The organism is Halorubrum sp. B53 (genome assembly GCF_059752395.1).
Window position 1 is genome coordinate 63,405 of the sequence record NZ_MWTH01000002.1, and the last position, 19,359, is coordinate 82,763.

A 19,359-nucleotide genomic window follows, 5' to 3' on the forward strand; every position below is an offset into this window, starting at 1 on the left:
GGTTTTGTGCCGATATTACACTCACAGTAAAATAGCAGTAACGAAAGAACCGCCGTCTTGATCGGATGCAGGCGGAAGAACCTGGACACTGAGGAATCAGTACCTGCTGAAGATCGGTTCACATCAACATACTTCGAACTGAAGAAACGTTACAAAGAATCGTCTACTACCATCGAGAAGGTGCTCGCGAAGGTCAGCGACTTACGGGGAGCACGACTACAGACGGTCTCGAAGTGACCATGAAAACATATCCATACTTTGTTGTCAAACCGTGGCGAGTGCAGGGACCGCTACCGTCGCGCTCGCCCCGTGGGACTATGCACACGAAACTGAGATGGTCGACGTCCGAAATCCACCCGACAAGTGCGGACTCGACATCGCACTGACGATCGCTCGTGATTATGCTGCCGCCGTAATCGGCGATGACACCGATCCGCCTGCCGTCGGGCAAGCAAACCTCACAGCGTGGACACAGTAGTTTACCATCCATACACTGTACAACACATACCTCACCGAGAGTTTCTCACCCTCCACGAAGAGTGGAGGTTCTATCGGTAGATGCACCAACTTATCCGCGTACTTGTTCCCGGTACCACTCAAGACGATGCCCTCGCCCGCGCTCACAGCGCCCTCGACAAACTCGTCGGTGTCGGAGTCGACGCCGTCGGTGTCTACGACTATTACGGAACGTTCGATCAATCGGACTCACGTTACAAGCCACACGTCGCGAATGTCATCAGTGACGGCAGCTCTGAGACTGTCGACGAGACAACGGTCGCTCCAGCGTTCCCACTCGACAGCGACGAGGGGCAAGCACTCCTCGATGACGCGCTTGAGGAACAAACAGAGGAGTTCCGAGATACGTTGTCGAGATTCCAGTCGAAAGTCGAAGATCTCTCCGTCGAGGGCGTTATGAACAACGTCGACGGGGTACGATTCCACCTAGGACAGCTCGCCGAATGTCGAGGACCGTCAGTGTACATCTATAACGAATACGGAGGCGGTCTCGTATCACCGACAGTCGTCGACGAATATGCCGATCGCCTACAGAACGCCTCGTCCGGTACTGTCGGCGGCGACGGTGACGCCGCAGCGGCCACAAAAGAAGATGAGCAGATGTCCGGGGGATGGCTCGTCCCCGCCGACGTCCATTTCTAGCGCTTTATGCCGAGTGAGTCACACCTCTTCGAGACGCTTAACGACCCGAATCGGATAGCCTTTCGGGTAGATCTTCCGGGCGGGAAATTAACAGCGTTCGCGACGACTGGGCGGACCGACGTTGCAGTCGGCGAGCAGTACTGGAATTCCTACGACGGCGAACTATATCGCGTCACGATCGTCGACGACACGACTGTTGAAGCAGTTCTGGAATTCGGCTGTGGGGATATCCCCGGATCAGTCTCCTTCGACTGTGAGTGGTTTTCTCCGGACGGTGACTCCCTCCACCACATCGCTCCGGAGACCGAGTAACCGCCATCACTCTGTCGACTCTTCAGTATGTCAGCACTTGCTTTCCCCGTTCGTGACGGGTCAGAACCAGCACCTTTTGACCATTCCTCGCTGGCCAGCAACAAACCAACCGAGCTCGCATCGACGATCCGCGCCGGCGATCACATCTTCGAGCGAACCGTCATCGACTCTCGAAATCGGTTCCCCATTCCCGAAGTGAAGGCTGTTTACCGACGTCGCGTAATTACTAACGTTGAGCTCACTCAGGAAGGACGTTCATTGGTCGTCAACTTCCAGCAACGGCTCCCTGCCGATGAGTCAATAGTCGTAGCGCTCCATTCGAGTGATCCCGAGTGGCGTACATACCCGCCAGCGGGAATGCCGGATTTCCCACGACTGGACGTCGAACCTGGTGAAAAACCGGACTGGAGGGTCTCCCATTGGGAACCCGAGCGTGTCACGCCACCGCCTCTCGAGGACGTCACCGACCTCACAGTCCACCGCGTTTGTGGACGGGGGAGTCGGCAACTCGTCAATCACCTTCTTATCGGTGGTCCGGACGGCCGCATCGACCACCGCCTCGGCGGTGTCGCGAAATGGAAGGCCGGATTCATCGCTACCCAGGATGGGCATCCGTACTCAGTGGCGGTGCTCGCACAGCCGTACACATACAGTTACGACGGGGCTCGTGAAGAGCTGTACGTTACACGGCTTGCGAATCACCCGAATCGCCCACCGAATACGTCGAGTTGGATGCTTGCGCGTCTTCGGGACTGGGTACGTGAGAATAACGACCGAAAACGGCTCGTCGCGATCGCCGGCGTCGACGACAACACTGGAGTCTGCTACCGAGCCGCTGGGTTCGAACTCGATCGGATCAAACCCGTCTCGAGTACTGATTGGGAGAACCGTGAAGGACGTACTGTGCCCCGTCGCGACGAGTGGACGAAACGAAGGTACGTCTCATCAGTATAACATCTAATTTGTCAGGCGAACCGTTTCAGCGAGGATTTAGAGATATCTCCGAATCGAGTATCCTCCATTACGATATCAAGGATAGCCTCAGGATTGTGGAGTAACCGATGAGAGTTGTGGCGGCCACCGCCTTTTCCCATATTCACTTCTTTAGTTTCGATTACCTGGCTGAGTTGCATCTCATCGAGAATATCCCGGAACCGCCGTATCCCGATCGTGTCCATATCTATCGCGTTAGTGATCTGCTGGTACGCATCGTAGAGTTCACCTGTGATGATGTAATCGTCACGCGAGAAAAGTGACTTAGCAGCGATCGAGAGACAAGCTGCTTTCATTTGAGTGGGGGTTCCCTGGAGGAAGTCGCGGAATCGATCCTTTTCAAGTGCGTCTTGGGCTCTTCGCACGTGGTCTTCTTCGACCATGTCAGCTCCCTCACGATCGGCTAGTTCTCCTGCGGTCCTGAATAACCGCATTGCTTTCCGTGCATCTCCGTGTTCCTGGGCTGAGAAAGCCGCGACAAGAGGAATAACCTCATCAGTTAGAACACCATCACGGAATGCGTCATCACGCCCTCGAAGAATCTCTTGAATCTGATTTGCGTTATATGGGTCGAAGTTGAGTTCTTGGGTCTGGAAGGCACTCTTGGTGCGTGGGTTCAGCTCGTCGAAGAAGTTGATTTGATTGCTTATTGCTATAATTCCGATTTGACACGACGTATCATTCGATTCGACGGCCTTCGCGAGACTCATCAGAACGTGGTCGCTCTTGAGAAGGTCGACTTCGTCAAGAATAATGATAGCCGAGTCGTAGTGATCGAGAATCTGCCAGAGCCGTTTGTAGAACTTGTCTTTCGGTAGCCCGGTATCGGGCATTTTTACGATGTCCTCATCCTCGTCATAGATATCCTCGTCGTTCAGCTGTTGTCCGATTGTCGAGATGACTTGGACTTCAGTTGAGGATTTCGAGCAGTCTAGATACGTATGACCTATTCGGATATCATCAACTGCCGCATTGACAGCTCGCCGAGTGACGTATCGGGAGACGAGAGATTTTCCCGTTCCTGTTTTCCCGGTAATTGAGATATGATTTGGGGCACCACCATAGACAGCGTCGTTCAGACAGCTACTGATAGTGGAAATATAATCGTCACGTCCGACAATTCGATCGCCATCAGGTACCCAACCGACACGGACCATCTCTTTATTTTGGAAAACCCCCTTCCGTTGAGAAAAGAGCGGGTCGTCAACCTTGAATTGTTGACCGTCCCCTTCGCTTGATGGCGGTTTTCCATTCTCGTTTGGACTCCCCTCCGGTTCCGATGTTTGGACACGAGATCGGTCGTCTTGACCGTCTGAAGACGTAGAATCCAAATCTCGACTTTCATCGGAAGTCGAGGTGCCGTTTGACATAGAAGCACCGACGAAACCCGATTACTTAAAAGTATTCCCACCTCGACTTCCGACGTAAATCTACCACGACGGAAAGTCTACTGGAAGGACTACCTCGATCTTCGAACAATCACGGAACCCAACACACACACCCCTTCGGTTCCGTCGTTACCGATGAACGTGTACCCCCCACGGGAAGGATAGGTGCAATCACGGTTTAGAGGATAGAACGCGTCTCTACGGCGTTTCTGGACGTTCCAACCCGTTACCGAGCTTCGTCTCGAACGTACCAGTCGCTCCGCTTCTTCATCCCCATTACTTCGTCCTGCGGAATTGTTTAAGCTGTATTGTAATAAACCTATGGGTGAAATAACTCAACTTTTACATATTCTTATCGTGGGACAGAATCCAGGCGACTCTTGCTAATCTCAGTCTAGTTACCGCTTTCGCGGCCGCTAACGTCGGAACTGGTGGGGTGTGTCTGGTCATCGTGATCTTGAGCTACGTTGCCCTTGTCTATCTAACGACGGAACCGAAGGGGTGTGGGTCCGTCATCAAGTAGTGGTAGGATTTCCCCGAGACCAATTCTCGTCTCTAACCTTCGTTTATAGACCTGTTCTGCCCGTGGTATCCTGAAGTATTCATTCTTGACGAGAGTTATGAGGCTTTTCTTCCGTTTTATCGTTCCACTCATCCTGCTCTTACTCTCATCTAAAGAGAGTAAATTCGCACGCTAACGTCGGAACTGGTGGGGTGTCCCCACCCGAGATCTGGAGACTTCATACGATTTGTCCCTCGTTTACGACGGAAGTCCAGGGGTGTCCTCATTGCGATAACGCCGGAACCAGTGGGGTGTTTTTCGCCTCGCCTTACGACGGAACTGGTGGGGTGTCCCCTCTCTGGATTTTTCTCTCCCTACGTTGAACTGAGGCGATTCGTCGATGGCTTCCATCACCGACCCGAGTACATACGAACCAATCACCGAGAATCTCGATGAAGTCCACAAGAAAACGGGCTTTCGTACATACGACGTCTTCACGAACTGGCTCAATTTCACCGTCACCGCTCTTAGTCGGAACGACGACGACTACCTTGACCTCGTTCACGATCTCACAGATCGTCTCCACGATGATGACGATCTCATCAGAGATGTTCTCGAGACCTATGGGACTGCACTCGGAGCCCTCGTCAATACAATGGAAGAAACGACCGTTCCGGGATACCCGCACTCGGCGGAACTCCTCGGCGGGATTTACGAACACTACGGAGCTAACAGTGATGCCTTCGGCCAGCACTTCACACCCCAGAATGTCGCCATCGCGAAGGCTCAGATGCTCTTCAGCGCCCCCGAAGGCATTCGTGACGCCACTCAGAAGGACCCTATCACGATCAGCGATCCGGCGTGCGGGAGTGGTCGACTCCCGTTCCACGCTGTCCAGCAGCTCCGTCACATCTCTCCTAACACGCCCACTGTCGTCGTTGGACGCGACATCGACAAGACGTGCGCTCATATGGCCGTCATCAACTTTGCACTCCACGCCATCCCCGCGTATGTCGTCCACGGAAACTCCCTCACCTACGAGACGTGGCACGTATGGCGAGTAAACCATCCCACGCGAATCCTTACCCACTCAACCGTCAACGGGGCTATCACTGAACTCGACCCTGACAACGCACCCATCATAACGAGCTTTGAGGAGGCCGATGGCTCCGCTCAGGACGACACCAACAACGATAGCGACCTCTCCGAAGGAAACGTTGAGGACGCCGTCACGATCGATGATCCCGATACCATCGAGAACGTCACGCTTGACGCCTTCAGCGAATAACTATCTGTATTCCACACTCCACAATGTCCGTTGTTCTCCAATCCGAGGCGAACCGGCGTCAAGCCCTTCGAGAACTCTTCCAGGCCCTTGAGGACCATACGCCGCCGCCACGAGGTCTCGCACAAACCAAGTCTGGCGTCGTAGCTGCGATCAGGCCCGCCCCGATGACCACCCGTGCGTGGTTCCTCGAGCGATATCCTCATCTCAAGGCCAGCGAAGAAACCACCGGAGCGCAGGTCTTCCGAGCGTACTGTTTCGACCCGACTCACATTCGAAAACCAACTACGGATCCCCGCGATCACGTCCAAGGGAACTTCGTAGAAGATCACCTCGTCACCTGTCAAGTGTTCGTCCTCGATCTTTCTGTTACCCACTTCGAAAATTGCACGAGACTGGACGAAATTCTCCGGATCGCCAGCGAGCAATTCTCTCCTATCATCCGTGACGGTCGACGTGTCCTTGAGAAAACGATTGTTGGCTCCGCTCGAGACGTCCACGCACTCTATCAGCGCACTCGATATCAACCAGCTTGCGACCCATCGACGAATATGTGAACAACACTGCTCCTCGATAGGAACGACGACTACACGCTCGCTCGCGTCGACGACTAGCCAGTTCACGTTGGTCATTCGTAACATTACGGAGTCCTCACGATGCCATCGAATTCCCAATCCCAACTCGATGCGTTCACGACGACCGAAGAATCGACATCCGACCACTCAACAAATACTTCCGCAGTAACATCGACGACTGAGAAGTCTGAAGCGACCCACTCCACAGCGAAAACACCGCTAAACGATTTCTACGAGGATATCCAGAGGGTCTTCGAGGAAACATATCCGTCAGCACTGTTGAATGTCGATCAGGTTATGGCGCTCACTCCGGATCATAACGTCTTCTGTACATCTGACCTTCCTGATGAGCTCGAGGTCGCCCCAGCCCGTATCGGTCAGTGGGAACTCGACTACCACGACGATACGACCATCACCTACCGAGCCTCGGGACGTGCCTTCGACGAACGATGGGGAGAAGGCGGGTCGATCGTCCGTCACCGCGTCTACTTGAACGACTCCGGAGCGAACCGCGACGGGATGTGGCACTATATGACCGAACTCGTGACCGGCTACGGGAACCCCTCACAGGTTCGGAAGGCAGACACCAGCGATAAGGCGCGACTCTCCGGGATACGCGGCCACAGCGTCCAGAACAACGACGGCGACTACGGCGTCTCCGGAGGGACGAACGCACGCTTTGAAGACATCAAGACCGCAGTCGCGACGGTCGTTGCCCAACTCCATACAGAGCCCTCCACAATCCGAACGCACCTCCCCGACACCGACGACCTGGAGTGGACGCTGTCCAAATACGGCCTCAGGACGGCTACTTACGAGCGGCTGGCACCAAACGAAACAGATTACGACTACTTGCGTCTCACCGCAACGCAGGATCGCGTCTACCTCAAGGGGCTCAAGGAGAACGAGTCATCAGCTCACCACGACCGCGTGCCTGTCCCCATACCTGATTCGATCCCGCCCGCCTGTGCGACTCAAACCGAGCGAGCGACCACCGTTGTTGCCTCCTCGCTTTCCCCGCTGCTCATCGAGCCTATCCTCAAACAGCCAGTCGAGGAGGTTCTTGAAGCCATCGCGCTTCCACAGTGAGGATGAGACATTATCACCCCCGGAATAGTCTTTTTGCCGGACGAAGAAGATGGAGCTACGGCTCCAGAGATGCATCGACGTGGTCATTACGGACTCGCTCTTCTCGCCTTCTCACCGCTGGCGTTTCTCCTTACCGTTAGTCACGCATCTGGCGAAGCCCTCGTAGGAATTCTCATCGTCGCCGGCGTAGCACCGATTCCCGATATCGACCAGCGTATCCCCTTCGTTTCGCACCGGGGCATCACGCACACCGTCTGGTTCATTATCGTCGCGTCCACGATCGCTACGGCTGTGACGTGGGCCACGACGCTCCAGGGAACACAATCGGTAAACGGGACGCTGTCAACAGCAAGTGCTCCATCCCTCGTTCTTCCTGCGTTCGGCGTCGGCTTTCTCGTCGCGCTGGGGCTCACGACACACCTTATCGGTGACGTGATCACGCCGATGGGAATCAAACCGTTCGCGCCCGTGGACGACACGGAGTACACGTGGAAGCTTACGACGTCAGCGAACAGCACGGCAAACAACGCTCTGTTCGCCGCTGGGCTCGGGGCCACAGGAGCGGCCATCTATATCCCGCAGATCCTCGCGACGATCGGCGCGTAACTGTGGCTTTAACGCTGTCATCGAGCAGGCAGTCTCTATCAGTTACCCCACGAAAGGGGAGTGTCGCCCCCGTGTGGGGTAACTCGGCTCGATCATCGAGCAAATTTCTCTCTCCCCTTTGTTGATGGAGGAATTCACGTATGGGTAGTCTTTCCCGATACCGCGCAAAGCAACGCACACATCCAAGCCCTCGACAACACTATCAATAGCCTGGTCAACAACGGACAGATTGACCCTGAAGAAGTTCAGTACCTTCGAGACAAGGTCATCGCGATCAAGGACCGACTTGAACAGCACCGTTCACGCGAGTAGCAGAAGATGGCATACCACAACTACTTCGACGATACGATACCCGCCTCCATCCGTTCTCAGGTTGCGGTGTCACTAGGCTCCCATATCCAGACATCGCCAGCACTTGATACTCGCACGTGAATCCCGTCGTAATCGAATTGAACCCTCACGTCTCCTTGTGAAGACTGGCCGCTCTCACCCTGGAGAACCTCAGCAAGAGCATCTGGATCGATCCAGTAAGCGAACGGTGGGAGGTCTTCGATAGGTCGGTTTTTGTAACAGGCCACCACCTGTACCAACTCGTGGGTAATCGATCCTCGATCTGGATCTATCGTTTGATGGTATTCACACTGCTGCTCATCCATACAGATGTGTTATTCGTCGGTATTATAAATCTGTGTTATTCATTAGCATTATCGCTTTTATTGGGAGATTTGTCCACGGCCTTATTGAGCGATCCGTATATGACGATCGAAACTGCACAAGACGCTCCCGAAGCTGGCATCTGTTCGGCCGAGGAGATTCACGACTTCCTCGCGACTCGATTCGGTCGCGACGATGTCCTCGTCGAGGTTGAGTCATCTGGCGCCGTCCAGACTACGATCAACCAGGACGCTGGGGTCGAGTACCCCGGTGAATGGGGCACTCTTCAAGATACTATCCACTCGTCAACTAAAACTGCCTAATAGGGTTGCATAGAACAGTTGCCACACTATTTATTTACCCATTGTTCACTCAATACAGGCTACAATTCGAATAGAAGAGCGAATTATTTCAGCCGGATACAGACACACTCCCAATCTGGTATTGTTTTTTCGGGGGAGCGAATTTCATATGCCCCTTCGATAGCCACGTTATTTTGATACGATCTCCGAATCAACACTGTAAGCGCTTCTTGTAATTCCGCTTTCGAAGTTGGTGAGCCCACTCCCATATCACAATCAAGACTCTTATCCCGAAAACAGTCCTGCATTGTGTACCAATGAGATTGTCTCCTGTTTCGATTAGTAGGCACATTTACTGATCGGCATATTCAACCAGTTCACTCTGGAAATAGCCCCTTTGTGAAGAGTTCTCTAAAGCCGTCACCGCCTAATTATATTGGTACCCTCGATCATCCCTGTTGTCTCTCTATTGATGTGTCTTTGTTTGCGGCCACGGGCCTGAACCGCTTATGGCAACCCTTCAAGCGACCACCGCATCGAACCACCCGACTGTCGACTCCGAAGCTGTCGAGGCAATCGAAGCAATAATCGACGACTACGACTTCTACGGAAGTTTCGATTCCCTGACCATCGGCGTTGTCGACCCCTGCCAGGAGGACACCGACCCTTACCTCGAAATCTACGGGTACGTTGCATTCGAGGTCACCAAGCCCATCCTCGACGAAGACGGGAGTGTCGTCGATCGAAAAGAACACTGTACCGAAGAGTTCCTTGAACGTCTCGCTCCCCATCTTGAGGAGCAACTCGTCGTGGAGACCGTCGGCTTCGAGAAGTGCCGTTTTCCGCTGCTTGCCGGCCAGTGGGTCGCTTGGCCTGATGGGACTCTTACCTACAATTCGTTCGACCACGCTCCTGAGAACCCGTCCGAGGAGTCGGCTACGGAAACTCCCGACGCACCGTCTGAATCGTCTGCGTAATCCCACACCCAGCTCATCATTATGGAACCACCAGATACAACGTCCGAGAATCAAGATACTGACGAGAACGCAGACCCAGCCGCTAAGCCGACATACATCAGTATACAGCCAGCGTGTCCAGTCTGTCAGAACTCCAAGTTCGAATCTACCGAAGAAGGGGTGCCGAACAATTTCGACACCCACTACGTCCACGTCAGATGTGCGAGATGCAAGACCCAGCTCACCATCGAGTATCGTGCCATTGATGTCTTCTGGCACGGCGGATTCGACGGCCAACATAGCGCCGTTTCGCAGGATCTCCTCACCCCTATCCAGAACGAGTACGTCGATGATGCATCATATGGGATACTCCCCGACAGCGACCTCCTCTCATCCCTTGACTGGCCGCTCACCTGTGACTGCGGCGAGAACCTCACAGGAAACGAGCTCGTCTCCGATCCAACCGTCCTCCCCGACCACGATGTCGACTACGATGATCCCGACTGCGAAACCATCCTCTTTCGATGCGTGAACTGCGACACCATCGTCACTGTATAGTGTCTCAGAGCGGCGGCTACAGAAAGTGCATATAACAACAGCGAATCAAACGAAATAGGATGACGAAATCGGCTTAGAGATCTCGAGTTTGAACGGTCTTCCTGTCGTTCGCGTCTGCACGACGCGCAGCATCGTCAAGGAGGTCAGCGACTTCCTCGTCAGGCGTGTCGAAGATGTCTGCCGAGACGTTCATTCCATCGAGATGCTCTCGAACCTTCGATTGGACAATCAGGTCTGCCATACGATTTCCCGATTATCAGACTCCGGCTTAATTATTAACGCCTCTATCTCCTGGTTTCTCTCGTCCGAGCGGTTTCGAGGACTCCGTATGCTTGAAACTCAATCAACTCCGTTGAATAACTCATATACCTCACTAACATCAGATACGTCAGATACAATCTCGGCCGAACCGGCCAAGCCCCCGGCGTAACCCATCAGTAGCACTCAACCCCCCTATAGCGCCCGCTTCGCGAACCATCCTCCACTCACCAGTATGCCCACCTCGCTCTCCTACTGGACGATCCAGCCCGACCGCTGGACGTTCAACGCACAGAAGCTTCGTGAATGGGTCGAATCGCACCTCGACGGTCGCGTCCTCAACGCGTGTGCTGGACGGACCCAGCTCACCCATAATGGGCGGATCGTCCGGAACGACATCAATCCCGAGATCGATGCCGATTATCACGTTGACGTCCGCGACCTTCCTCACATCCTCCAGGCTGAATCGTTCGACACGATCGTCCTCGACCCGCCATTCTCGAAACGACAGAGCACGACCACCTACGACCGCGAGGAGGACACACTACCCACGGTCACCGAACTCGCTCGCGTCGTCGACGCCCTCCTGAAACCCCGTGGTCGCGTCATCCGGCTCGGTTATACGACGTCGCTTATGCCGCCTGAAGAGGAGTACACGCTCGAAGAAGTCGCCGTCTGGAATACCCTTGGCCGCCAGCACGACTGGCTCGGTGTCGTCGCTCAGAAACCCACAAACGAGATCACGTCGGCACGACGCCCAGTACACGTGACCGACGCCGCAGTTCCGAACGCAGGAGCCACCGCATCAGGTGGCGCCGCGACCAGCGGAAACGGGAACACGCCCCTCACCCTCGAGTACATCCGCCTCAGCCCTGAGATTATGCCTCAAGCCGGCGTCGCCGACTACCTTGCCACCCACCTCTCCGGACGTGTCCTCAACGTCTCGACGCGTGAACGGTCTCTCCCCCACGACGGCCACCTGGTGCAGATGAGCGTTGACGAATCCGTCGACGCCGCGTACCACTTCGACGAGCGCGAACTCGCAGCCGAATTAGCTGCCGGCATCTTCAACACCGTCCTCGTGGACCTCCCGAGTGAGGCGTTCCAGCAGACCACCGATTACGCTGGCCGCACTACTGGCCGGGATACAGCACTCAAACAGGAACTCCATCCACTCATCGCCGCAGGCGGTGACATCATTCAAGTTGGCCACACCGCGACCTGTATGCCGAAGCGCCTCGACTATCGTCGCTCCCACGTCGCCATCATCGAGCATCCCGACGCTGAGCAAGACTGTCTCATCAGTATCGATACGAAACAGACCACGGGACTCGATGTCCACGCGACCGACCGCTCACCCCAGGATATCCACGTGACCGACTCAGATGCCGAGGCACAGCACTCGTGTATTCGGTGTGGTGAGGGCTGGTATCTCCATCCCTCCTGGTACGTCGACTGTCCTACCTGCGGCGCACGACCCGAGAATTACTGCGTCACCGACGAAGGTTCTATCCTTCACCAGTCACATCCCGAGCGCCTTGCCTACCTCGAAGAGCATCACGACCGACACGAATGCGACCCCGGCGTCACTTCCAGAACGCCAGTCACCCGCTCGAATAACCAAGAGAACGGCTCTACAACTACCTCGACAGCACCAACCGAACAGGAAACGCTCGAACAGTTCGCTTCCCAGCCGAACTAACTACTGCTCCCCTTCCCCGCACTATGTCCTCTCGTGCTCACTCCACGACGGATCGCCGCCAGCATCATCAGCGCGCCTCGGCCCACGCCTGTCCCGAATGCGGAGCTGATCCGCTCATCATCATCTTCACTGACCCCGCCCCGAACGGGGACGCAACCTACTGGTTCGACTGCCCACATTGTACGTTCGATTCAGCGCTCCGTACGGTCCCACCAACTGAGGACGAACCCACCCGTCAAGCGCCGTTAGCGCAGGAGAATCTCAACGAGTACGTCGCAGCGATCGATGTCGAACCACCGTTCTAACAGAACCTCCCCGCTCGCGGGTTTTTCTGGCTCATCGAGCCTGAAAGCCCGTCGAACGGGCTGTGTGATCCATATGACTGAGACAGGTTCCACTACGTCGACCGACGCCCGCAGCGAGACTCCCTACACGTTCACAGGTCCTCATCCCAGCGACGAACCATACTCCGTCAAAGCTATCGAACGCGATGACTGGGAGCCAGGACAGCCCTGCCCTAACTGTGGGACGACTCATCTCACGAGTTGCATCTGAACGAGGAATGTGCGATACATCACGAGGGGTCGAGCGCGTTTAGCGCCGCCATCGATCGACTGGATACAGTCGAGTATTGCTGTCCCGACTGCGAGACCGTTCTCTACCGCCATGCCGCATACGCTCTTTGGCTCGCCCTCTCCAACAATCCCGACTATGACGACTCAGAATGAGTTCTACTGTCGCTGTCTCGTCGATATCGGTTTTCCGACTCGATTTCACTGACGACGTCGACGTCGAGGCCGCGAACACCGCCCGTCAGGCGATCGTAGCCGCCCCGGAAACAGACGGTGTCTACGCACGCAGCGTAATCAGTGAAATAGATCCCCACAATAGCTGTTAAGCTCGCTTTTCATTCTATTGAATGATTTGCATGAAATTGTATGGGTGTTTTGGGGTTTCGTTATTTCTCTAGGGTATGGAGCGCGAGGTACAACATACGGAATCGGTCGAAACTGCAGTCAAGCGGGTTATTGCAGAGGTAGAGGAATGCCGACCGACCCAACTTGGAACTCTTCAAGACGTAATTGATATAGAGGAACTAGAGGAACTCGTTGACTCGCCGCCACAAGAGTCTGAAGAACACACGCAATCCTTTTTGTTTCGGTACTGTGGACATCCAGTTACAGTTCACAGCGATCGGACAATCGTCATCAAGCGTTAAGAAGGCAATTTAACGAACTCTAATCTCAATTCCGGGATCACGGCTGAATAAAGAAACCTGAACGCCTACAACTACTAGCCAATCGACGCCACAGAGACGCTGAACAGTCCATCCGAACACGGAAAGTGGCCGACTCTCACTCTCGCTTCCTTACGCTCTTCGCAAGTCTTTCTTCGCGGCAGCTGGCCTGACCCGCTGCACAGCACGGTATCCGTATCGTCCGTCAAGACTCCTCGCAACCAGCTGTTCACACGTCCCGCGTATGGCTTCCAGTTCCCTTCAGACAGCCTCGGCACCGGCCGAGTTACAGCGTCCGTTCGCACCACCGCATGCGACACCCGAACCGGACACCCTCGACGCGGCTCGCCGCCCTGAATATATCGGCTTCCTCTTCAGAGCGCCGTTCGCGACAGACGCCTACAAACTTGGCTTCACCACGGGCATCCGAGAGGACTATCGCCTTCAGATTGATTCCTACCGGAACGTCGACCTCCCGGTGGTTATGCTCGACAACGAGTTCCACGACCCCGATCCCGACCGATACGTCGACCGGTTCCGCGAGTACGAGCCCGATGTAGCCGTCATCGGTGACGCTGACACGCCGCAGGACGCTCGCGAGTACACCCAACTCGCTCGCAACCTCCGCGAAGAGTACCCGTCGACAACGTACATTATCGTCCCGAAGTGCCACGAGGCAATCGAGATCATCGACGACGACCAGGTCCTCGGGTATCCGCTCGGCTACTCGTCCCTCCACGCAGACGACTACAGTGACCCTGCGGACTGGCGTGGCCGCCATATTCACCTCCTCGGTGGGAGTCCTTCCGTCCAGTATGAGGCGCTCCAGGACCTCACGCAGCCAACGCTCACAGATGCGCCGCCGGCGAACATCGTCGGGATGGACTGGAACGGGCCGGCGAAGGTCGCCTACCTCGGAGAGTACTGGAGTCGCGATGGCTGGCAATCCGCTGACCATCTCGGGATTCGCGAGACTGTCCGTCAGAGTCTCCGTGAGATGCGTGCCTTCTGGCAGGAACACGACCTCTGGCCGGAGACGACCCCCTGTGACGTCTACGGAGGAGCGGTTCAGGAGCCTCAGGACCCCGTCTGGGCAGCGAACGGGCGAAACATCTACGAAGACCCGAGTCCCCTCGCTCCTGACGATGCACCGGTCTACGATCCGGAGAATCCCGACTACGATCCGCTCGAGGATGCGATCGTTGTCGAGTACGAGAACGGATGGACGCTTGCGTACCGCAACGAGTCGGAACGACAGCGTATCGAGTACCAGGAGGGACTCACGCCCGTCAACGGTGATTAGTCTCTCTCAAGTTACCCCACAACGAGGCATCCACAACGTTCCTCGTGGGGTAACTACGGAGACCGCTATCACCTCTGAACCGGAATTCACCCAGACACGCGGGTTTCTCGCCACCGCCAAGCAGATGAAGTGTTTCATATGTCAACAGCTGCCTCTACCGTCGACCCGGACACGATCGCACAAGCCGGTGACTCGCCTGAAACCATCCGCGACAAGGTTCTCTACACGCTTTATTACACCGTCCCGGGAATCGAACTCGAGGATGTCCTCGAACTCCGGGTGCTCATTGACCTGCCGACGAACGAAGATTCACATTCGAGGCAAGCGCAAGCCGTCCTCACAGCCGTCCAGGAAGAAGTAGAAACGTGGCCTGACCCGCCGACGATCCACACCCCACCTTCGGCCTATGAGTAAGGCGTCATCCAACGGAGGCGAAGACATCGTGACTGACTCAGACGACAAGATCCTCGAGGAACTTCCACCGAAACGATTTCTCGACACGTCCAACGCACGCCTCATCAAGGCGGGCCTCCACTGTATGCATTCCCGAGAGACGATCCAGCAGTATCTCGCTTACGAGAACCAGCACAAAAACCGAACGTGGGTACAACGATTCCTCGCGAGACGAGCCCGAGAACTTGCCGACGAACAGTCGGAGTAGTCACGAACACACCACCGCTTCAAGTGGTCGTTCATCCTATGACATCCGAACAATCAACCCTCAGTTCCCTTGGTCATTCAGATAAGGACAGCACGTCAACCACCCAGAACGCGTCACCAGACGACTCCGACAGCTCATCTTCGTCACCTACTCCTCCACATGACGACGCCTCTACGTCAGCCGAATCGGAGACTTCAACTAATCCATCGACCACCGGCCGCTCTGGTGGACCACCGACAGACATCGATGAGGACCAGATAACAACGTTCGACGCCAGTGAGGAACTTGACGAATGGACGTCCACCTGCGAGGCCGAAAAACTCGATTACGCATATCTCCACGTCCAGGTGGACGTTTATCGAACGCTCTCCGACACGTGGTGGGGACTCCGTGTTACGACACAGAAGAAGATAATCGAGAATCATCGGAACAGCTATGGTGGGTATGTCGGACAGCGCCGCCCCGGTCCCGACGAACTCGTCGATACGATAATCAACTGGGTGAGCTCAACGCTCGCCACACCTTTCCTCCCCTTGGATGTCCACGATCTCCCAATCGGTCACCATCTCCGGTCGGTTCCGAGTGACCGGATTCGTGTCTTCATCGGTGCTGACGCGGTCGACTTCCTCACAGAACGCGACATCCCTATTGACGAGGTACTTACTGCACTAGACAATCTCGAAGAGCACTCACCCCCCTCAGCGTATAAGAAGCAAGTGAGAGAGTACTACGCTGCTCAAGATACCATCGACACTTCATGTACCCGAATCCGTAAAATCGAGCAAGCAGTCGGGGCCGTATTCGGTGTCTCGACTGGATACAGTGGGAACGTTCCCAGTGCTCCGCCAGTAGAGTATGCTTCACTCTCTCCGGATGCCCTCCAAGACGAGTTGAAAACGGAGCGCGAAACTCGGCAAACAGCTGAAGACAAACGAGATTCCCTCAAGGAAGAACTGGCGTCACAACAATCGGCGTGGGCTGATGACCTCAAAACAACACTAAAAGAGCGTCTTCCATCCTTTTAGAACTATTCACACAACAACCCCTCAAGCTGTTCTATGTAGGTACACCTCGCCCATTGCGAGAGCGACATGGACTGATGCGTTTACATCTCGGCAGGGTCGTGAGCCTGCTTCTGGTACTGATTATAAAGATCCTCTCCCCATTGGACTACTGCTTCATTTGAACTGAGGATCATCGCGATATGTTCTCCCTCCCCAATTTTATTGTACGCCCCAACCGCGATCTGCTCCCTATCGTAGATACCAATGCCGAGCGTCAGTGGTTCGTCGAGATAGAAAATCTGAAAGTTGTCGTAGTTTGAGTCGTCCAGAAAGTACTCCATCTCTTCTTCATGGAGTCGCTGGTAGAGCGAGGCGTCGACGATTGCCTCCCCTTTCAGACCAAGTTTGAGCAGTTTATTGTACGCGCTAAAGAGCGTCGGGTTGAAAATCGATGTCAACACGCGGAAGTGGTCAAGCCGTGGATCGCAGAGTTTGAGAGCTGTCGCCAGGACGATTCCCGGAGAGTGGGGTGAGGAGACATACAGCTTTGCGTCAGCGAGGGCTCGAACTGGAATATCCGTTCTAATTGGATTGAGCCGTTGGAACCAAGGTGCTTTATCCAACACCTGCTCGATTGTCTCGGCCAGTTCCTCATACCGTTCTACTGTTTGTTGCCCAGCGGGCGTGAGCCTGTGAACACCGTCGCTCTCTACACTCCATCCTTCCGTCTCAAACATCCGTAACGCTCTCCGAACAGTTGCGCGAGACGGAGACCCGTTGGTTATGTCCACCAATTCGCTCGGGCGGCTGGGTTGCTCTGCAAGCGTTTGTAACAGCGGGATGGTATGTTCTGACCGAGTTAGCTGGGTGAGTGGCTCGCGATCGAGACCATCTGGACACGATTCAAACGCTTCCAGCGTGATTTTCCCACCTGCCGTCAGCTCATATCCACCAGTATCAGCTGTTTTCGTCAACCCCAAATCGGTGAGTTGCACGAGATGTTTCGATACCGTCTGTCGGGTGATCTCTCCCGATTGTGCGATAGTCGAGGCCGTCTTTGCGCCCTCGTCGAGTGAACGCAGTATATCTAAAGAGGTGGACCCAGCAAGATCACTAATGAATTCACGGACGACAATCCGTTCGTCCGTGAGTGGATTTGTGGTCGCACGCTCGGACTGCGTCACTTGTTTTCACCCGTTACTAAAGTGCACACCCAATGCTATGAATATATCGCACAAATCTGATATTGATTCGAGCTTATTGGAATACCCTTCCCTTTCAAAACCCAACCAAAACCCGTCTCTCAGCGGTACTTTTTACATATACTGATACAAAGAGCGACTATCGTGAGCTCCCAACTACCACCGGCACCGTCGGGTTATCCGGTCCTAAAAAACGCTGTCCAGTTCGCTCGCGATCCATTCACGTTTGTAGAGAGGGCGACGTCGGAGTGCGGAGACATCTACCGGATGGCTCTCCCGGCAGTCGACGATGTTTTTGTTTTCACTCACCCAGACCATCTTGACCGTGTCCTTGTGTCCGATGTCGAAGTCTTCGGAAAAACCGAGGACTATCAACGCGCGTTCGGGAACGGTCTCCTTTCGGTCGAGGGCCAGAAGTGGCGACAACAGCGTGATATGTTACAACCGCTCTTCTACCGAGACCACATAAGAGGCTACACAGAGCAAATGGTTGCGTGTACCGAACGACGTCTCGAGACGTGGATTGAGGGTGAAACACTAGATATGGAGCCTGAGATGAAGAACCTCACTCTGGAGGTTCTCTTTTCCACGCTGTTCGGTCGTTCGTTGGTCCCAGGCGAGGATCATGAACTTCGTGATGCCGCCGATGGACTCAACGAATGGTTCACACCATCATCATGGATTCTGCCACCGTGGGTCCCGACACCAGCACGGCGTCGATTCAATCAATCCACGAAGCGCCTTCGTCAGGAGGTTCGAAGATTACTCGAAGAAGGAAGCGACCGAACAAGAATCTCAGAAGACGAGGCAGGTGGGTCCGAGGGCCAATCGAACTCTAAGCAGGGTGCTCACTCAAATACTCCAGACCTGCTCACACAGCTCCAAAAGGCGCGTAATAGGGCGGATGGATCAGATCTTACAATCGAAGAGATCGAAGATCAATTGATCACTATGGTTTTTGCGGGGCACGAGACGACCGCCGCAGCTCTCGCATTTACTTGGTACGCGCTGGCGACGAACCCAGACCTCCAAGAGCAACTTCATACGGAACTGGTCACAGTTCTCGATGGAGACTCGCCCACTTACGACGACCTCCAAGAGTTGGAGTTCACAGACCGAATAATTACTGAGGCGCTACGGCTCTACCCACCAGTTCATACGATTCCGCGCCGGACGCTCACTGATGTCGAAGTCGGTGGATATCGGATTCCCGAGGATCATGAGATCCATCTATCCATAATCCATGTCCATCGAGATGGACGGCTCTATGATGAACCTATGGCGTTCCGCCCGGAACGATGGACTGATGAGCTTGAGGAGGAACTCCACGACTTTGCGTACGCCCCCTTTGGTGGTGGACGTCGAACTTGCATCGGTCGGGAGTTCGCTCTCTTAGAAGCAAAAGTAGTCCTAGCAACGGTCGGGCAGAAATTCCAATTTGATTGGGAGAACGACGAAGCAATTGAACTTGAACCACGGGTTACAACTCGATCAAAAGAAGGCATCCCATTGCGAATTCGACCCCGTTGAGGGTACAATCTTACACCTGATCCGATACACATTCCCTTCGTAATCATCGATTAAAGCTCCGTCTTCTGGACCTGTGAATGTTCA

At 54.8% G+C, this 19,359-nt stretch carries 20 protein-coding genes; 16 read left to right on the plus strand and 4 right to left on the minus strand.

Annotated elements, in window-relative coordinates; all coding sequences use genetic code 11:
* Window positions 1-558: 558 nt before the first annotated feature.
* Genes B4V06_RS00955 through B4V06_RS00965 form a run of 3 tightly spaced genes read left to right on the plus strand, consistent with a single transcriptional unit; the run spans window position 559 to window position 2,424 of the window.
* Window positions 559-1,158, plus strand: a complete 600-nt coding sequence (locus tag B4V06_RS00955) for a DUF7995 family protein (RefSeq protein ID WP_498166774.1) — start codon at window positions 559-561, stop codon at window positions 1,156-1,158.
* A 6-nt stretch (window positions 1,159-1,164) separates the two neighbouring features.
* Entirely contained in the window at window positions 1,165-1,470 is a 306-nt protein-coding gene (locus tag B4V06_RS00960) for a hypothetical protein (protein ID WP_498166777.1), read from the plus strand.
* Between the two features lie 27 nt (window positions 1,471-1,497).
* Window positions 1,498-2,424 carry a hypothetical protein gene (locus tag B4V06_RS00965; RefSeq protein ID WP_498166779.1) on the plus strand — a complete coding sequence of 309 codons (927 nt, stop codon included), beginning with the start codon at window positions 1,498-1,500 and terminating at the stop codon, window positions 2,422-2,424.
* An 11-nt stretch (window positions 2,425-2,435) separates the two neighbouring features.
* Here the strand turns inward: B4V06_RS00965 and B4V06_RS00970 are convergent, their stop codons facing one another.
* Entirely contained in the window at window positions 2,436-3,833 is a 1,398-nt protein-coding gene (locus tag B4V06_RS00970; RefSeq protein WP_498166782.1) for a Cdc6/Cdc18 family protein, read from the minus strand.
* Between the two features lie 920 nt (window positions 3,834-4,753).
* Between B4V06_RS00970 and B4V06_RS00975 the strand changes: the two genes are divergently transcribed.
* The 3 genes from B4V06_RS00975 to B4V06_RS00985 all read left to right on the plus strand — a co-directional run bounded on the left by B4V06_RS00975 (window position 4,754) and on the right by B4V06_RS00985 (window position 7,908).
* Window positions 4,754-5,641 (plus strand): N-6 DNA methylase, encoded by an 888-nt coding sequence (locus tag B4V06_RS00975; RefSeq protein WP_498166785.1) that lies wholly within the window; start codon window positions 4,754-4,756, stop codon window positions 5,639-5,641.
* 653 nt (window positions 5,642-6,294) lie between these two features.
* Window positions 6,295-7,302, plus strand: coding sequence for a hypothetical protein (locus tag B4V06_RS00980; protein ID WP_498166787.1), 1,008 nt, complete (start codon window positions 6,295-6,297; stop codon window positions 7,300-7,302).
* Between the two features lie 69 nt (window positions 7,303-7,371).
* Window positions 7,372-7,908 carry a metal-dependent hydrolase gene (locus tag B4V06_RS00985; protein WP_498166790.1) on the plus strand — a complete coding sequence of 179 codons (537 nt, stop codon included), beginning with the start codon at window positions 7,372-7,374 and terminating at the stop codon, window positions 7,906-7,908.
* 368 nt (window positions 7,909-8,276) lie between these two features.
* Here the strand turns inward: B4V06_RS00985 and B4V06_RS00990 are convergent, their stop codons facing one another.
* Window positions 8,277-8,564 (minus strand): HalOD1 output domain-containing protein, encoded by a 288-nt coding sequence (locus B4V06_RS00990; protein WP_311173291.1) that lies wholly within the window; start codon window positions 8,562-8,564, stop codon window positions 8,277-8,279.
* Window positions 8,565-8,648: 84 nt separating this feature from the next.
* Here B4V06_RS00990 and B4V06_RS00995 point away from each other — a divergent pair, with 84 nt between their 5' ends.
* The 3 genes from B4V06_RS00995 (at window position 8,649) to B4V06_RS01005 (ending at window position 10,378) form a co-directional block, all read left to right on the plus strand.
* Window positions 8,649-8,885 (plus strand): hypothetical protein, encoded by a 237-nt coding sequence (locus B4V06_RS00995; protein ID WP_498166793.1) that lies wholly within the window; start codon window positions 8,649-8,651, stop codon window positions 8,883-8,885.
* Window positions 8,886-9,373: 488 nt separating this feature from the next.
* On the plus strand, window positions 9,374-9,841 hold the full coding sequence (locus B4V06_RS01000; protein WP_498166795.1) for a hypothetical protein: 468 nt from the start codon (window positions 9,374-9,376) through the stop codon (window positions 9,839-9,841).
* A gap of 21 nt (window positions 9,842-9,862) precedes the next feature.
* Window positions 9,863-10,378, plus strand: coding sequence for a hypothetical protein (locus tag B4V06_RS01005; protein WP_311173288.1), 516 nt, complete (start codon window positions 9,863-9,865; stop codon window positions 10,376-10,378).
* Between the two features lie 73 nt (window positions 10,379-10,451).
* On the opposite strand, the gene B4V06_RS01010 is transcribed toward B4V06_RS01005, so the two are convergent.
* Window positions 10,452-10,619: a DUF1931 domain-containing protein gene (locus B4V06_RS01010; protein ID WP_498166798.1), complete on the minus strand. Its 168-nt coding sequence runs from the start codon at window positions 10,617-10,619 to the stop codon at window positions 10,452-10,454.
* Between the two features lie 252 nt (window positions 10,620-10,871).
* Here B4V06_RS01010 and B4V06_RS01015 point away from each other — a divergent pair, with 252 nt between their 5' ends.
* From B4V06_RS01015 to B4V06_RS01040, 6 genes are all read left to right on the plus strand, one after another.
* Window positions 10,872-12,338, plus strand: coding sequence for a hypothetical protein (locus B4V06_RS01015; RefSeq protein ID WP_498166800.1), 1,467 nt, complete (start codon window positions 10,872-10,874; stop codon window positions 12,336-12,338).
* Window positions 12,339-13,311: 973 nt separating this feature from the next.
* The gene (locus tag B4V06_RS01020; protein WP_498166803.1) at window positions 13,312-13,557 is read left to right on the plus strand and encodes a HalOD1 output domain-containing protein; all 246 of its coding nucleotides are present in this window, start codon (window positions 13,312-13,314) and stop codon (window positions 13,555-13,557) included.
* A gap of 379 nt (window positions 13,558-13,936) precedes the next feature.
* Window positions 13,937-14,878: a DUF6610 family protein gene (locus tag B4V06_RS01025; RefSeq protein ID WP_498166914.1), complete on the plus strand. Its 942-nt coding sequence runs from the start codon at window positions 13,937-13,939 to the stop codon at window positions 14,876-14,878.
* 138 nt (window positions 14,879-15,016) lie between these two features.
* Window positions 15,017-15,292 (plus strand): hypothetical protein, encoded by a 276-nt coding sequence (locus tag B4V06_RS01030; RefSeq protein WP_498166806.1) that lies wholly within the window; start codon window positions 15,017-15,019, stop codon window positions 15,290-15,292.
* 28 nt (window positions 15,293-15,320) lie between these two features.
* On the plus strand, window positions 15,321-15,539 hold the full coding sequence (locus B4V06_RS01035) for a DUF8129 domain-containing protein (protein WP_498166809.1): 219 nt from the start codon (window positions 15,321-15,323) through the stop codon (window positions 15,537-15,539).
* A 38-nt stretch (window positions 15,540-15,577) separates the two neighbouring features.
* On the plus strand, window positions 15,578-16,564 hold the full coding sequence (locus tag B4V06_RS01040) for a hypothetical protein (RefSeq protein ID WP_498166812.1): 987 nt from the start codon (window positions 15,578-15,580) through the stop codon (window positions 16,562-16,564).
* A gap of 80 nt (window positions 16,565-16,644) precedes the next feature.
* Here the strand turns inward: B4V06_RS01040 and B4V06_RS01045 are convergent, their stop codons facing one another.
* Complete coding sequence (locus B4V06_RS01045) at window positions 16,645-17,727, minus strand: transcriptional regulator FilR1 domain-containing protein (RefSeq protein ID WP_498166814.1); 1,083 nt, start codon at window positions 17,725-17,727, stop codon at window positions 16,645-16,647.
* A 162-nt stretch (window positions 17,728-17,889) separates the two neighbouring features.
* Between B4V06_RS01045 and B4V06_RS01050 the strand changes: the two genes are divergently transcribed.
* Entirely contained in the window at window positions 17,890-19,275 is a 1,386-nt protein-coding gene (locus tag B4V06_RS01050; protein ID WP_498166817.1) for a cytochrome P450, read from the plus strand.
* Window positions 19,276-19,359: the final 84 nt, after the last annotated feature.

Bases quoted from the DNA above. Each gene is read 5' to 3' on its own strand.
- B4V06_RS01030 (WP_498166806.1), top strand. From the start codon at position 15,017: ATGTCAACAGCTGCCTCTACCGTCGACCCGGACACGATCGCACAAGCC.
- B4V06_RS01020 (WP_498166803.1), top strand. From the start codon at position 13,312: ATGGAGCGCGAGGTACAACATACGGAATCGGTCGAAACTGCAGTCAAG.
- B4V06_RS01005 (WP_311173288.1), top strand. From the start codon at position 9,863: ATGGAACCACCAGATACAACGTCCGAGAATCAAGATACTGACGAGAAC.
- B4V06_RS00970 (WP_498166782.1), bottom strand. From the start codon at position 3,833: ATGTCAAACGGCACCTCGACTTCCGATGAAAGTCGAGATTTGGATTCT.
- B4V06_RS00965 (WP_498166779.1), top strand. From the start codon at position 1,498: ATGTCAGCACTTGCTTTCCCCGTTCGTGACGGGTCAGAACCAGCACCT.
- B4V06_RS00960 (WP_498166777.1), top strand. From the start codon at position 1,165: ATGCCGAGTGAGTCACACCTCTTCGAGACGCTTAACGACCCGAATCGG.
- B4V06_RS01000 (WP_498166795.1), top strand. From the start codon at position 9,374: ATGGCAACCCTTCAAGCGACCACCGCATCGAACCACCCGACTGTCGAC.
- B4V06_RS01040 (WP_498166812.1), top strand. From the start codon at position 15,578: ATGACATCCGAACAATCAACCCTCAGTTCCCTTGGTCATTCAGATAAG.
- B4V06_RS00955 (WP_498166774.1), top strand. From the start codon at position 559: ATGCACCAACTTATCCGCGTACTTGTTCCCGGTACCACTCAAGACGAT.
- B4V06_RS00985 (WP_498166790.1), top strand. From the start codon at position 7,372: ATGCATCGACGTGGTCATTACGGACTCGCTCTTCTCGCCTTCTCACCG.
- B4V06_RS01010 (WP_498166798.1), bottom strand. From the start codon at position 10,619: ATGGCAGACCTGATTGTCCAATCGAAGGTTCGAGAGCATCTCGATGGA.
- B4V06_RS00990 (WP_311173291.1), bottom strand. From the start codon at position 8,564: ATGGATGAGCAGCAGTGTGAATACCATCAAACGATAGATCCAGATCGA.
- B4V06_RS01015 (WP_498166800.1), top strand. From the start codon at position 10,872: ATGCCCACCTCGCTCTCCTACTGGACGATCCAGCCCGACCGCTGGACG.
- B4V06_RS00980 (WP_498166787.1), top strand. From the start codon at position 6,295: ATGCCATCGAATTCCCAATCCCAACTCGATGCGTTCACGACGACCGAA.
- B4V06_RS00975 (WP_498166785.1), top strand. From the start codon at position 4,754: ATGGCTTCCATCACCGACCCGAGTACATACGAACCAATCACCGAGAAT.